The 15086-nt window shown below is 32.2% G+C and carries 14 protein-coding genes; 9 read left to right on the top strand and 5 right to left on the bottom strand.

From position 1 onward, the window contains the following. Positions 1–7 precede the first annotated feature (7 nt). Complete coding sequence (locus A8975_RS12030; protein ID WP_134200755.1) at positions 8–721, bottom strand: pyridoxine 5'-phosphate synthase; 714 nt, start codon at positions 719–721, stop codon at positions 8–10. Between the two features lie 91 nt (positions 722–812). Here A8975_RS12030 and A8975_RS12025 point away from each other — a divergent pair, with 91 nt between their 5' ends. The 8 genes from A8975_RS12025 to murI all read left to right on the top strand — a co-directional run bounded on the left by A8975_RS12025 (position 813) and on the right by murI (position 8992). Continuing rightward, entirely contained in the window at positions 813–1469 is a 657-nt protein-coding gene (locus A8975_RS12025) for a CBS domain-containing protein (protein WP_129761168.1), read from the top strand. 3 nt (positions 1470–1472) lie between these two features. Continuing rightward, entirely contained in the window at positions 1473–2351 is an 879-nt protein-coding gene (locus A8975_RS12020) for an NAD kinase (RefSeq protein ID WP_134200752.1), read from the top strand. 88 nt (positions 2352–2439) lie between these two features. Continuing rightward, positions 2440–3129, top strand: coding sequence for a DUF6089 family protein (locus A8975_RS12015; protein WP_129761170.1), 690 nt, complete (start codon positions 2440–2442; stop codon positions 3127–3129). A gap of 1 nt (position 3130) precedes the next feature. Then, the gene (locus A8975_RS12010) at positions 3131–3871 is read left to right on the top strand and encodes an isoprenyl transferase (RefSeq protein ID WP_129761190.1); all 741 of its coding nucleotides are present in this window, start codon (positions 3131–3133) and stop codon (positions 3869–3871) included. Between the two features lie 10 nt (positions 3872–3881). Then, positions 3882–6425: an outer membrane protein assembly factor BamA gene (gene bamA / locus A8975_RS12005; protein WP_238155824.1), complete on the top strand. Its 2544-nt coding sequence runs from the start codon at positions 3882–3884 to the stop codon at positions 6423–6425. 169 nt (positions 6426–6594) lie between these two features. Next, positions 6595–7602, top strand: coding sequence for an OmpH family outer membrane protein (locus tag A8975_RS12000; RefSeq protein ID WP_131508849.1), 1008 nt, complete (start codon positions 6595–6597; stop codon positions 7600–7602). Between the two features lie 36 nt (positions 7603–7638). Continuing rightward, the gene (locus A8975_RS11995) at positions 7639–8148 is read left to right on the top strand and encodes an OmpH family outer membrane protein (RefSeq protein WP_129761173.1); all 510 of its coding nucleotides are present in this window, start codon (positions 7639–7641) and stop codon (positions 8146–8148) included. A gap of 64 nt (positions 8149–8212) precedes the next feature. Beyond that, positions 8213–8992, top strand: a complete 780-nt coding sequence (gene murI / locus A8975_RS11990; protein WP_134200750.1) for a glutamate racemase — start codon at positions 8213–8215, stop codon at positions 8990–8992. On the opposite strand, the gene A8975_RS11985 is transcribed toward murI, so the two are convergent. The 3 genes from A8975_RS11985 to A8975_RS11975 are packed head-to-tail and all read right to left on the bottom strand — an operon-like array spanning position 8989 to position 12462. Beyond that, positions 8989–9507 (bottom strand): gamma carbonic anhydrase family protein, encoded by a 519-nt coding sequence (locus tag A8975_RS11985; RefSeq protein ID WP_129761175.1) that lies wholly within the window; start codon positions 9505–9507, stop codon positions 8989–8991. The genes murI and A8975_RS11985 overlap by 4 nt on opposite strands. Before the next feature lie 6 nt (positions 9508–9513). Next, positions 9514–10248: a LytR/AlgR family response regulator transcription factor gene (locus tag A8975_RS11980; protein ID WP_134200748.1), complete on the bottom strand. Its 735-nt coding sequence runs from the start codon at positions 10246–10248 to the stop codon at positions 9514–9516. A gap of 45 nt (positions 10249–10293) precedes the next feature. Continuing rightward, entirely contained in the window at positions 10294–12462 is a 2169-nt protein-coding gene (locus tag A8975_RS11975) for a histidine kinase (protein WP_134200746.1), read from the bottom strand. 211 nt (positions 12463–12673) lie between these two features. Between A8975_RS11975 and A8975_RS11970 the strand changes: the two genes are divergently transcribed. Then, the gene (locus A8975_RS11970; RefSeq protein ID WP_134200744.1) at positions 12674–13828 is read left to right on the top strand and encodes a vWA domain-containing protein; all 1155 of its coding nucleotides are present in this window, start codon (positions 12674–12676) and stop codon (positions 13826–13828) included. A 146-nt stretch (positions 13829–13974) separates the two neighbouring features. Here A8975_RS11970 and A8975_RS11965 read toward each other — a convergent pair whose 3' ends face one another. Next, positions 13975–14982, bottom strand: a complete 1008-nt coding sequence (locus tag A8975_RS11965; protein WP_129761179.1) for a type IX secretion system membrane protein PorP/SprF — start codon at positions 14980–14982, stop codon at positions 13975–13977. Positions 14983–15086: the final 104 nt, after the last annotated feature.

Raw genomic sequence — 15086 nt, 5'->3', positions numbered from 1 at the left:
GTTATAATTACTTAAGTCTTTGCAAATACATTTGCACCACGTTTTCTATTCCTAAATAAAGACTTTCAGCAATTAATGCATGTCCAATAGACACCTCTAAAAGGTTTGGTATGTTATCTTTAAAAAACTTAATATTTTCTAATGACAAATCGTGTCCTGCATTAATACCTAAATTTAATTCATTTGCTAAAACTGCACATTCAGTATAAGGTTGTATTGCTTGTTCGTTACCTAAACTATATTGATGCGCAAAAGCTTCGGTATATAACTCAATTCTATCAGTACCAGTATCTTTAGCTCCTTCAATTTGCTTTAGCTCAGGGTCTACAAAAATTGATGTTCGTATTCCGTTGTTTTTAAATTCTTTGATAACATCTACTAAAAACTCTTTGTGCTTAATAGTGTCCCAACCTGCATTTGAAGTTATAGCATCTTCAGCATCAGGAACCAAAGTAACTTGTGTAGGCTTTACTTCTAAAACGATATCTATAAATTTTTGGATTGGGTTTCCTTCAATATTATACTCAGTATGCACCACAGGTTTTAAATCATAAACATCTTGATAACGAATATGTCTTTCATCTGGTCTTGGGTGAATTGTTACTCCTTGAGAGCCAAAACGCTGTACGTCTTTAGCAAACTGAACCACATTAGGAACATCGCCTCCTCTAGAATTTCGTAACGTAGCAATCTTATTAATATTTACACTTAACTTTGTCATTGACTTTATTTTTTGGACTAGCAAAAATACAAACTACTTAGTGCTTTTTGTAGTTATTTTTAATTAATTTGCAATAAGAAAATTTGCAAAAATGCCATTACAACAATACATCATAAACGATATTAAACCTTTAAACATTCATGACAAAGTGAGTGATTTTAAGTTATTGTTTAATGAACTAACCTACTCTCATATTCCTGTAGAAAATGATGGTGTTTATTTGGGTTGTGTTTCTGAAACTGATGTACATTGTTTTGATAATAGTAAAGAAATATCAGAATTCAACTATGCTATTGAAGGTTTTTTTGTTAGGTCTTTTACTACTTGGTTAGATGTTTTAGAGGCTTTTGCTCAAAATTCGTGCAATATTATGCCAGTACTTAATGAGCAGAACACCTATTTAGGATATTACGAACTAAATGACATTATCGGCTTGTTTAACGAAACTCCTTTTTTTGCTGAACCAGGTGGAATTTTAATTATTGAAAAAGGCATAAACGATTATTCTTTTAGTGAAATAAGCCAAATTATTGAATCTAATGATGCTAAACTTTTAGGTGCTTTTATTTCTAAAATTGAAAGTGATGTTGCTCAAATCACTTTAAAAATTGGAAACGCTGGCTTAAATGATGTGATGCAAACCTTTAGAAGGTACAGCTACAATATAGTTTCTGGACATGAAGAAGACACTTATATTGAAAACCTTAAAGAGCGTTCAGAATATTTAAAAAAATACCTCAATATATAGTCAATGAAAATAGCTGTTTACGGTCAATATTATCATAACAATACGCAATCGAGTATTGAAACCTTGTTTGGCTTTCTGTCTAAAAAAGAAGTTGAGGTATATATTGAAAAGGATTTCTTCAACATTCTAAAAGAAGAAAACGAAAAAGACATAAAAGCGTTTAAGATTTTTAAAACCTTAGATAACAGTTACAATCTTTTAATAAGTATTGGTGGTGACGGAACCATTTTACGTGCTATAACCCATGTAAGAGATCTTTCAATCCCAATAGTAGGTATTAATACAGGTCGCTTAGGTTTTTTGGCTACTATTCAAACAAATGAAATTGAACATGCCATTGACGAAATATTAAATGGCAACTATAAAATTTCTGAAAGAACATTACTAAGCGTTACCACTTTACCAGAAAACAAAGATTTAGTGGAAACTAATTTTGCATTAAATGAAATAGCAGTAAGTAGAAAAAACACAACTTCTATGATTACTGTTGAAACGCATTTAGACGATGAATACCTAACATCTTATTGGGCTGATGGTTTAATAATTTCAACACCTACAGGCTCTACTGGATATTCACTAAGTTGTGGAGGACCAGTAATAACACCTGGAGCAAACAATTTGGTAATAACACCTATTGCGCCACATAATTTAAACGCAAGACCTTTTGTTATACCTGACACCACTGACATACAATTAAAAATTGACGGAAGAGAAGACCATTATTTAATTTCGTTAGACTCAAGAATTGCCACACTGCACAATTCAACAATTGTTACCATAAAAAAAGCCGACTTTAAAATAAAAATGGTTGAACTGCTTGATGAAAGCTTTATTGATACACTTAGAAAAAAGATGCTTTGGGGAGAAGACAAGCGTAATTAAACAATAAAACCTCATAATTACTGTTTATCTGTAATACAAATTGTTATAGGCTAATCAATTTACTATATTTGCAAACTTTTAAAAATTTATGAGGTATTTAACCATAATTTTATTTAGTATTATTTTCTCGCAAACGGCTCAATCTCAAATCTATGAAATTGGCGTGTTTGGAGGAGGAAGTAATTTTATTGGAGACGTTGGTAAAACTAATTATATCTCACCAAACCAAAGTGCTTTTGGAGCTATTTTAAAATGGAACCGAAGCCCAAGACACTCATGGAGAGTATCAGTAATTTATGCTGGTTTGGAAGGTATCGATGCTAAATCTGACGACCCAAGACGACAAGAACGCGATTATTCCTTTGATAATAATATATTTGAAATTTCAGCAGGAATGGAGTTTACGTTTTTTGATTTTAATTTGCATGAATACGATAATAAAACCACACCATATTTATATACAGGAATTACATCTGGAAGACATAGCAACTTTTATTTTGACAATAATGGAGAAATAGTTGGAGAAGGCACTTACAGTTGGGCTTTTGGTATACCTATGGTTTTGGGCGTAAAAACAACCTTAACAGATCACCTTATTTTAGGTGCTGAAATTGGCGCACGCTATACGTTTTCTGATGAGTTAGATGGAAGTGTTCCTGATTTTGACAACGAACACCCACTATCTTTTGGAAACACCAATAGTAACGACTGGTATGTTTTTACAGGTTTTACGTTAACATATACTTTTGGTAGAAGACCTTGTTACTGCGATTTTTAGTATGAGTTTAAAAGAAAAAATACTTACAGATAAGCTTCCTAAGCACGTTGCCATAATTATGGACGGTAATGGTCGTTGGGCAAAACAAAAAGGAATGCTTAGAGTAATTGGTCATGAAAACGGTACTAAATCTGTAAGAGAAGTTGTTGAAGCCAGCGCTGAGTTAGGCATAAACTGCTTAACCCTATATGCTTTTTCTACTGAAAACTGGAACAGACCAAAAGTTGAGGTTCAAACCTTAATGAAGTTATTAGTAAAATCCTTAAAAAAGGAAATCAAAACACTTCAAGACAACAACATAAAGCTAAACGCTATCGGAAATCTTAATGATTTGCCAAAAAAAGCACATAACGAACTGTTAGATGTTATAGAAAAAACCAAAAATAATTCTAGAATGACATTAACTCTAGCCCTTAGCTATGGCGCTAGAGAAGAAATAACGAGTGTTATTAAAGATTTAGCAAATAAAGTTAAAAATAATATAATTTCTTCTGAAAATATTGACGAATCAATTATAAATAAGCATCTTTACACGCAAAATTTACCTGACGTAGATTTATTGATTCGAACTAGCGGTGAGCAAAGAATCAGTAATTTTCTTCTTTGGCAAATTGCTTATGCCGAATTGTATTTTACCGATATACTTTGGCCTGATTTTAAAAAACAAGATTTTTACGAAGCTTTGATTAATTATCAAAATAGAGAACGACGATTTGGAAAAACAAGTGAACAAATTAGCTAAAAAACTACCCTTGAAAACCTTTACTAATATATTTTTTATTGCACTTTTCTTTCTTTTTTCAAGTGTAGCAATAGCGCAAGAGCCAACTTACAACACAGGTCAAAAGTACATAATTGGAGATATTACCGTAACTGGTAATACTAGTTTTGGTTCTCAAACCATTATTTCATTTTCAAGATTAAATAAAGGTGATGAAATTGTAATTCCTGGTGAAAAAATAAGTAACGCTATTAAAAGGTTATGGGGTTCTAATTTGTTTAGCAGTATTGATATTTACCTTGTAAGACTAGAAGGAAACACTGCTTATCTAGAAATAAACTTAGAAGACTTACCAGAGCTTAACGAAGTAACTATTGATGGTATTAAAAAATCTAAAAAAGAAGCTGTTATTACTGAAAACAAGCTTACCAAAGGTGCTAAGGTTACTGAAAACTTAATTACTACAACAAGAAATTACCTTACCAATAAATACAAGAAAAACGGTTTCTTAAACACAAAAGTTACTGTAAACACTAAAGAAGTAATTGACTCTATTCAAAAAAGTAGAGTTGATATGTCAATAAAAATTGATAAAGGTGAAAAGGTAAAAATCAAAAAAATCAACTTCATAGGCAATGAAAAAATAGCTGATAAAAAGCTAAGAAAAGCCATGAAGAATACTAAGCAAAAAAACCCAATACGTATATTAAAACGTTCTAAATACATTCAAGAAGATTACAAAGAAGACCTTGTGAGTATTATAGATAAGTATAAAGAAAACGGTTATAGAGATGCTCGTATACTATCTGACTCTATAATTATTAATGATGACAAAACCATCTCTCTAAATATAAATGTAGAAGAAGGAGAACAGTACAAATTTGGTAAAATAACCTTTGTTGGTAACAGTGTATATACTGACCAGCAATTAGCAAGTGTGCTTAAGATAAAAGAAGGTTCTACATACAATGGTGTTGAATTAAGAAAACGTATTGCTGACGATACTAAACCTGATGCTATTGATTTAACAAACCTATATCAAAATAATGGTTACCTATTCTCAACAATAAACCCTGTTGAAGTAAGTGCTGATGGTAACGTTATTGATATGGAAATTAGAATCTCTGAAGGTAAACCAGCATATTTTAATAACGTTTCAGTATCTGGAAACGACAAAACAAACGACCATGTAGTTTATCGTGAACTTAGAACTAAGCCAGGTCAACTTTACAGCAAGCAAAATGTAATTAGAACTATTAGAGAGCTTGGTCAATTAGGATTTTTTGATGCTCAACAACTAGTTCCTAACATGAAAAATTTTAATACTGTAGATGGTACTGTTGATATTGAATATGAAGTTGTAGAGAGAGGATCAAGCCAAATAGAACTACAAGGTGGTTATGGTGGTGGAGGCTTCATTGGTACTTTAGGATTGTCTTTCAATAATTTCTCAATGAAAGATATCTTTAAAAAAGATGCCTACAAACCTGTACCAATGGGAGATGGTCAAAGTTTAGCTTTAAGACTACAAGCAAGTAGATTTTTCCAAACCTATAGTTTTTCATTTTCTGAGCCTTGGTTAGGTGGTAAACGTCCTTTACAGTTATCAACATCTATATCTCATACTAAACAGTTTTTATATAATGCAGTGACAAGAGATGCTGATAAAGACAGACGTTTTAACATTACAGGAGTTTCAGTGGGTCTGTCAAAACGTTTAACATTCCCTGATGATTATTTCCATTTATCTCAAGCAATCAGCTTTCAGCATTATAACCTAAAAAATTACAACACAGGATTATTTACATTTGGTGACGGTTATTCAAACAACTTAGCCTATACTGTTGGTTTAAGTAGAAATAACACAACTGCTGACCCAATATATCCAATGGGAGGTTCAAATTTTGCAGTTTCTGCTAAACTATCTTTACCATATTCTTTGTTTAACAATGTAGATTATAAAGCCTTAAAAGAAGAAAGAGATGGCTTAGATCCAACTGATGAAGATGATTCAGTTAGAATTAGCGAAATTGACCAACAGCGTTATAATTGGTTAGAGTTTTACAAAGTAAAGTTTAAAGGAGATTGGTATACAAGAATCGTTGATAAACTAGTAATAAAGTCTGGTTTAGAATTTGGTTTCTTAGGAGCATATAATAATGATAGAGGTGTTATTCCATTTGAACGCTTCTTCTTAGGAGGAGACGGTTTAGGTAACTACTCTTTAGACGGAAGAGAAGTTGTTCAGCTTAGAGGTTACCCTAACCAATCATTATCATCTACTGATGGAGGAACTATCTACAATAAGTTTTCTATGGAAATACGTTATCCAATCACATTGGGTGCACAGGCTAAAATTTATGGATTAGGATTTATTGAAGGTGGTGCTTCTTTTGATAACTTTAGAGATTATAACCCTTTTAACATTAACAGATCTGCAGGTTTTGGTCTAAGAATATTTATGCCAGCATTTGGATTATTAGGTATTGATTTCGGACACGGGTTTGATGCTCTTCCAGGAGAAACTACTAAAAATGGATGGGAAACCCACTTTATTATTGGACAGCAATTTTAACTTTGGCACGATATTTTCTAATATCCTTTTGAAGGTTTTAACTAGAGTGTTAAAATTTTTAAGAATATATTTCGTTAATTTGAATAATATTAGTTTAAATGACGGAATAACAAATAAAATCTGTCATTTTAAATTTATAGATGCTTTCAATAAATCAAAAATATAACAGATGAAAAATAAAGTTCTTTTTTTACTGGCAATTATAGGTCTTATAAGCCTTAATTCTAATGCGCAACGTGGTGTTAGAATTGGCTATATAGACACCGAATATATTTTACAAAACGTCCCTGAGTACCAAGATGCAACGTTACAGCTAGACAAAAAGGTTCAACAATGGAAAACCGAAATTGACCAACGTCTTAATGTGATCGAGCAAAAAAAGACTCAGCTTAATAATGAGCGTGTGCTTTTAACAAAAGAACTGTATGAAGAACGTTTGGAAGATATTACTTTTGAAGAAAATGAAATATTAGATTACCAACAAAAACGTTTTGGTCCAAATGGTGATTTAATGATTCAAAAGCGACAGTTAATTCAGCCTATTCAAGATCAAATTTTTGCAGCTGTACAAGAAATAGCTGCTAATAGAAAGTATGATTTTGTATTTGACAAATCAGCTGATGTAGTTATGCTTTATTCTGCTGAACGTTTTGATATTAGTGAACTTGTAATAAGAAGTATTACACGTTCTGCAAAAAGAACTCAAGCTCAAAACAAAGCTGAACGAAGAGCTGCTGAAGATGAAGATGTAGTTCCTGAAATAAATGAAGAGCTAGAAGCAAGAGAAAAAGCACTAGAAGAGAAAAAAGCTGCTCGTGAAAAAGCAATTGAAGATCGAAGAGCAGAGCAAATGGCTAGAAGAGATTCAATAAAAGCTGCAGCACAAGCTAAAAGAGAAAAAATGCTAGAAGAACGCGCTAAAGCAAAAGCTAAAAACGATAGTATTAAAAACAGTAAAAAAGAAGGTGTAAAGACTGATGGAGATACAACTGGTAAAACAGCTGCTGAAATTGCCGAAGAGAAAAGACAACAAAAAATAGCAGATAGAGAAGCTAGAAAAAAGGCATTAGAAGAAAGAAGAAAAAAAATAATAGCCGATAGAGAAAAAGCTAAAAAAGAACGAGAGGAACAGAAAAAAGAAAAAGACTCTGTACCTAGTGATAATGATAATAACTAAAAGCAAACAATAATTATAACACGTAATACTTTAAAAATGAAACAATTTAAGACCCTTTTATTTGCAGCTATACTTTTTTTAGGAGCTACTTCTTTTTCAGTAGCGCAAAGTAAAGTTGCTCATATTAACACAAATGAGTTAATTAAAGATATGCCAGAAATGAAAGCTGCTAAAGCTGAAATTGAAAAGCTTACTAAAACTTATGAGGCTGAGATAAAAACAATGGCAACAGAACTTCAAAACAAAATGAAGCAATACAATGCTGAAGCTGAAACTAAAACTGAAGAAGAGAACATGAAAAGAGCTGAAGAAGTTCAAACTATGGAGCAAGGTATTCGTCAGTACCAAGGGCAAGCTCAAAAAGATCTTGCTGAAAAAGAGGCTGCATTGTTAAAACCAATTTTTACTAAAGCTAAGGAAGCTATTGAAAAAGTTGCTGCTGCTCAAGGTTTTGATTATGTACTAGACGCTAGTGAAGGTGGTGGCGTATTAGTATCTAAAGGAAAAAATCTTTTACCTGACGTAAAGAAAGAGTTAGGATTTTAATAATCACTAATAAAAACACAAAGAAAGCCGCTTTTATAAAAGCGGCTTTTTTATTTTTGTAATAATGAGTACACAACCTATAGGTATATTTGATTCTGGTGTTGGTGGCACCTCTATATGGAAAGAGATAAATTTGCTCTTGCCTAATGAAAACACTATATATCTAGCTGATAGTAAAAATGCTCCTTATGGCTTAAAAAGCAAGTCTGAAATTATAGATTTAAGTATAAAAAACACTGAGTACTTACTTAAAAAAAACTGCAAAATAATTGTAGTAGCTTGCAATACAGCTACTACAAATGCTATTAAAGTTTTAAGAGAAAACTACCAAATACCTTTTATTGGTATTGAACCTGCAATAAAACCTGCATCTTTAAATACACAAACAAAAGCTATAGGTATTTTAGCTACAAAAGGAACACTTTCAAGCGAGTTATTTCATAAAACCACAAACTTATACAGTAGTGGCATAACCATTATTGAACAAGTAGGAAATGGCCTCGTAGAGCTTATTGAACGAGGTGAAATACAATCAGAGGCTATGAAATCACTTTTAAAAACTTACCTACAGCCAATGATTGAAGCTAATATAGATTACTTGGTTTTAGGTTGTACACATTATCCTTATCTTATGCCTTTACTGCTTGAGATCCTTCCTAAGCATGTAAAAATTATAGACTCTGGTGAGGCTGTTGCACGACAAACAAAATTTATTTTAGAGACCAAACAGTTACTTAATCAAATCCCTATTTCGACTAACTATGAGTTTTATAGTAATACAGATACAAGTGTTATGAAAACACTTTTAAATGGTGATTATACTGCTGAGCAATTAGACTTTTAATCTTCTTTAAACCAACTAGAATACTTTACATAATTATTGGCTATTCTATCAATTTCTCCTGAAATTAATTCTTTACTAATGTCTTTAACTTTTTTAGCTGGTACGCCTGCATAAATGCTTCCTGCTTCTACTCTAGTGTTTTGAGTTACTACTGCTCCTGCTGCAATAATACTATTGCTTTCCACAACACAGTCGTCCATAACAATACTTCCCATACCAATAAGTACGTTATCATGAATGGTACATCCATGAACAATAGCATTATGACCAATCGACACATTATTTCCTATAGTGGTTGGTGACTTTTGGTAGGTTGCATGTATTACAGCTCCATCTTGCACATTTACTTTATTACCCATTTTTATAAAATGAACATCGCCACGTATAACAGCATTAAACCACACACTACATTGATTACCCATAGTAACTTCTCCAACAATAGTCGCGTTTTCTGCGATGTAGCAATCGCTTGGTATTTGAGGTTGTTTTCCTTTTACTGGTTTTATGATTGGCATAACTTCTTATTTAAAATATGATAACAATTCAGACTTTTTAGATGCTGAAACCATTATTTGCTTTCCGTTACTAAGTATAACGCTACCTCCTTTTCCTTTTACATATTTGGTAACCTCGTTGACATTTACCAAATAGCTTTTATGCACTCTAGCAAAACTACTATCACTTAATGCATCTTCAAAATACTTTAAAGTTTTACTCACTAATTTCTTTTTATCAGTATTCAAATAGATTTCGGTATAGTTATCATCAGCTTTACAGTATAAAATATCTGCTGTGTTCAAAACTTCAAATCCATCTTGTTGCGGAATGGTTATTTTTCCATTGACGCTATTTGTTTTAGGAACCAAAACTTGGTCTTGGAGTGCGTCTTCTTTAGTTTTAATTTCAGTAACATAATCTACCGCTTTTATAAGTTCATCTATTGAAATAGGCTTCATTAAATAATACGAAGCATGAGCATTTAAAGCTTCAATTGCATAATGGTTGTATGCTGTTACAAAAACGGTTTCAAAATCTATATCACCAACTTTATCTAATAAGTCAAAAGCATTACCATAAGGCATTTCAACATCAAGAAACACTAAATCCAAGTCATTATTTCTTATGAGTACCAAAGCTTCATCAACATTTGCTGCCTCACCCAATACGTCTACATTTGGGCAATACTTTTTTAAGTAGTTTTTTAAAATATCTCTACTGGTTTCTTCGTCTTCTACTATAATTGATTTTAGTTTCATATTGTATATGTTGGAAGTTTAAAATTAGAAGTAAATCTTCTAATTTCAATCTTTTTTTAAAGTTACAACTACTTTTGTTCCTGCATCTTCAGCATCTTGAAAATCGTCAATAAAAACATCAACTTTATCTTTGTACATAGCATTTAAAATAGCAACTCGCTTTTTAATATTACCCATACCTTTTGAGTTTTGTTTTTGTTGATGCTCTGTCTTTAAAGCTTTTGAACGCTCACGTCCTATACCATCATCGGCTATTGTAATAGTGATTTCGTCATTGCTTTTAGGTGAAATTGTTATACTTAAATGTCCTTTTTCGGTTTTATACCTTAGTCCATGCCATACTGCATTTTCAATATAAGGTTGCAATAACATTGGAGGGATTTGATAATCGTGAACATTAATGGCTTCATCTACATTGATACTGTAATCGAACTTATCTTTAAATCTAAAATGCTCTAGCTTTGTATATAGCTGTAACAATTCTATTTCTTTTTCTAACGGAATAAAGTCTTCTTCACTATTCTCCAAAACAGCTCTCATAAGATGTGAAAAATCTGATAAATACTTGTTAGCAGTACGTTCATCATTTGAAGCTATAAAACTATTTACCGAGTTTAGCGCATTAAAAATAAAATGCGGATTCATTTGACTTCGCAACGATTTTAAAGCGAGTAAGTTGTTTGCTAATCGTTGTTGCTTGATGTACTTAAACATAAAATAAGCCGTTACCAACAGCAATACCAAACCACCAATTAATGAGTAAATTATAAGTTGTTGACGCTTGTTACGCTCAATAGTAAGTTGGTATTTACTTTCAGAAAGTTCTCTGTCACTCTCCAAACTACTAATACGGTTTTGCTTTTCGGCAATGTTTCTATTAAAACGTGCTATTTGGGAAATTTCCTGTTCCTTTTTTATATAAAGTTCGTCTACAGCTTGCGTATATTCTTCAAAAGCAGCTTTTGCCTTGTCATAATCGCCTGCGTCTTCATACACATCAGACAATCGTCTTAATCCGTCTTTTTTTACAATTAAATCTTCTTTTGAGTCAGCTTCTTTTATACTCTTTTCAAAATAGGTAATAGCACTGTCGTAATCTTTTTTCAAAAAGTAAGCATTTCCTATTTTATAGTTTTGCTTTTGGGGTGTAATCGCACTTTCATTTTCAATTATTGAATCTTTTGCAATGTCTTCAATATCTTCTAAAGCTTGTTTTCTAAGCTCAATTTCATCAGTATAATTTTGATTAAGATTATTGAACTCTGCCACTACCACTTTTTCTTCAACCGATCGTTTTATATTCTCCTGTGAAGCAAGATTAAGTGAATTAGAGAAAAACCCTTGTGCTTTATCAACTTGCCCACTTGCGTTATAGGCTTGTGCAATTTTAGAGTTTAAATCTGTAACCTTTGGAGTGATTAAGTGCTTTTGAGCGACGTTTAATCCGTTTTTATAGTTGTCAATAGCAGCATTGTAATTTTTGATATTCATATACGTATCTCCAAACCCTTCATACAATGTTACCAACTGATAATTTGATAATTCTGCTTTATTAATAGCATTAAAAGTTTCTAAACTTTCTTGATAGTTCTTGTTTAGTCTATAGGCTAAACCTAGTTTTAATTTGGCCTCATTGGTTTCAAAATTTTGAAGGCTTATTCGGTAATTGGTAGTTGCAAGATCGTACTGTTTCCATTCTTTATAAATATCAGCAAGAAGTTCATAAGCCTCTGCGTTTTGTTTTACTGAATTACTATTTTCTAATGCTTCAGTAACAAATTGAATCCCCTTTTCGGCATCTTTCTTTAAATAATATGAAGCCGAATCAATCATTGCGTTATAAGTAACTAAATTGTTTTTTCGCTTATTTAAATTCTTTTGGTAGGGAGAAACTGCTTGCTCAACTTCAATAATAATCCTATCACCAGAAGTAATAGTGTGGTAAACTGTTTCAAAATCTTTATGCCTTACAACAAGTTCGTCACCTTTTTTAACATGTATTCTAAATTTACCATCAACATCAGTCATGGTATATGCGCCTCCATTTACTTCAATATTAACTCGTGCAATAGGCTCAAACGAAGCTTTTTCACGTACCTCGCCTCTTATTAAAAAAGTTGGTTCATCAACCTTATTTTTACTAACCTGAGCTATCGTAAAACTGGTAAAACTAGTAAATAGAATAATGACTAAATATGTTACTATTTTTTTCATTCAAAAAATTCAATTGAATAAACATACATACTTTAATTGAGTATTTAAAATCAAAACTGCTCACTTGTTCATAAATCCGCTTCTTAAATGACAGTTTCACTCAATTTTAAAAGCTCTTTACTCATTTATAATACGTGTTTACTCATTGTTGTTTTTTCTGTAAAAAAGTTGATTCCAGCTTTACAGCATTAATCATAAAAACGGATAAAAAATGAGAACTATTTTAAAATCAGTAGCATTAGTCTTGTGCATTGTAGCATTTACCTCCTGCAATGCCAACACTAAAAAAGAAAGCAATCTTGCAATTGCAGAACATAAAGTAACCGATCAACCTAGTAAGCAATTTATAAAAGTAGCACTTCTACTAGACACCAGTAACAGTATGGATGGGTTGATTGATCAGGCTAAAGCACAACTTTGGGAAATTGTTAATGAGCTTTCATATGCAAAGTGTGATGACAACAAACCAAACTTACAAATTGCACTTTACGAGTATGGAAACGACAACCTTAATGGAGATGAAGGTTATATAAGACAAGTTTTAGCATTTAGTAACGACTTAGACGAAATCTCAAAGCAACTATTCTCACTAACAACCAATGGTGGAAATGAATACTGCGGACACGTTATTCAAACTTCATTAAATCAGTTAAAATGGGGCTCAAATGCAGATGACCTAAAGCTCATTTTTATTGCAGGAAACGAACCTTTTACTCAAGGTAGAGTTAACTATAAAACTGCTGCAAAATTAGCTCATGATAAAGACGTAACTATAAACACTATTTTTTGTGGAGATTATAACCAAGGTATTTCAGGATATTGGAAAGATGGTGCAGACTTAGCCCATGGTGATTATATGGCAATAAACCACAACATAAAAACCACCTACGTTGCCACACCTTTTGATGACGATATTTTAAAACTCAATCAAAAACTTAACAACACCTATGTAGCTTATGGCAATTACGGTAAAGAAAAAATGGCACTTCAAAGAGAACAAGATACTAATGCCGAAAGCTACAGTAGTGCCAATGCTGTAAGCAGAACTGTAAGCAAAAGCTCTCATTTGTATCTAAATTCAACTTGGGATTTAGTTGATGCTCTAAGCGACAAAAACTTTAGTTTCGACGATTTAAAAGAATCCGATTTACCTGCTGAGTTAAAAGGCAAAACCAAATCTGAAATTAAGGCTTATGTTACTAAGAAAAAACAAGAGCGTGAAGACATTCAAAAAAACATACAAGACCTAAACGAAAAAAGAAGAGTGTATATTCAATCACAACAAAAAGAAAATGACAACGGATTGGAAAGTGCAATGATTAAAGCCATTAAAACACAAGCCAAAGCCAAAAAGTATAAATGGTAATTATGGTGTTTGCATTGCAACTTATAGGATTACAATGCAACGTGCTTTCGGTAGTCGCTATCAAAGATGAGCTCCAACAACTACCTCAATCACTAACACAAATAAAAAAGTCTCGATTTTGTCGAGACTTTTTTATTTTTTTATGTTTAGTTAATTGCAGGGCAATTACATTCATATCTTTCTCGTTTACAACCAAAGTTATACCCTAAAGTAATTTGGTGAAAACCTCCATTGTTAAACACTACAGAGTTTGCTTGGTAAGAATACGTGTAAGCAAATACAAAGTTGTTATAATCAACACCTATAAACGGTGTAATATATTGTAGTTTTTGACTGCTCACTCCAGAACCATCTAAAAACTCTGCACCATCTAAACTTCTTCTGTAAGATAAACCACCCCAAACTTTACCAAAGTCCATTTCTTTATAAACCTTAGCGTTTATATCGATAGATGACTCTTCAGTTGCATCACGATACATAAACATTATAGAAGGCTCATAACTCCATTCGCTACCATATTTTCCAAAAACATGTCCAGCTGAAAATAAGTACGTTCTTAAGTTATCATAACTCAATCCTTGCTCATTAAAGTTTATTCCCTCGTTTTTAAGTAAATTCTTTATAGTTGCATGCGCATAAAAATCATATAAATGATATGAGAACCCAAAATCAACATTAAAGTTCGTAGCACTTTGCTCGATACCTGCTATAATTGGGTCAAAACCTTCATCTAAAAAAGCAGTTTCGTCTAATTTATACTGAATTAATCCGGCACTTAAACCAAATGACAGCATGTTTAAGTCTATCTCATTACGAGAGAACATAATGTGGTGAGCATACGTAAAATAGGCTCCAGTTTGAGAATGATAACCATTCTTATCATTATAAACAATACCTCCAATTGCAGATGGAGAATCTCCAATTCTACTATTAATACTTAATGTTTGTAAACTTGGGGCATCATCTTGACCAAACCATTGTTGTCGTGCTGTTAATCTTACTTTAGCACAATTAGCAACACCAGCCATTGAAGGATGAATAAGATAATAATTATCCGTTAAATAATCTGAGTAAACTGGAAGCCCTTCTTGGGCTACTCCAAATTTTGTAACTAATGCTAAAATTGCTATTAAACAATACTTTTTTAAGTTCATATCAATAAATTATCGTTTCAAAGTAAAGTGAGCTTTAAACTCTTTTCTCTGCCCACCAATTGGTTCGTCGTACTCTACTACAAACCAGTAATCACTTGATGGCA

It is taken from the genome of Meridianimaribacter flavus (assembly GCF_004366715.1).
GTDB lineage: Bacteria > Bacteroidota > Bacteroidia > Flavobacteriales > Flavobacteriaceae > Gaetbulibacter_B > Gaetbulibacter_B jejuensis.
This window is presented reverse-complemented; position numbering and strand designations above follow the sequence as displayed.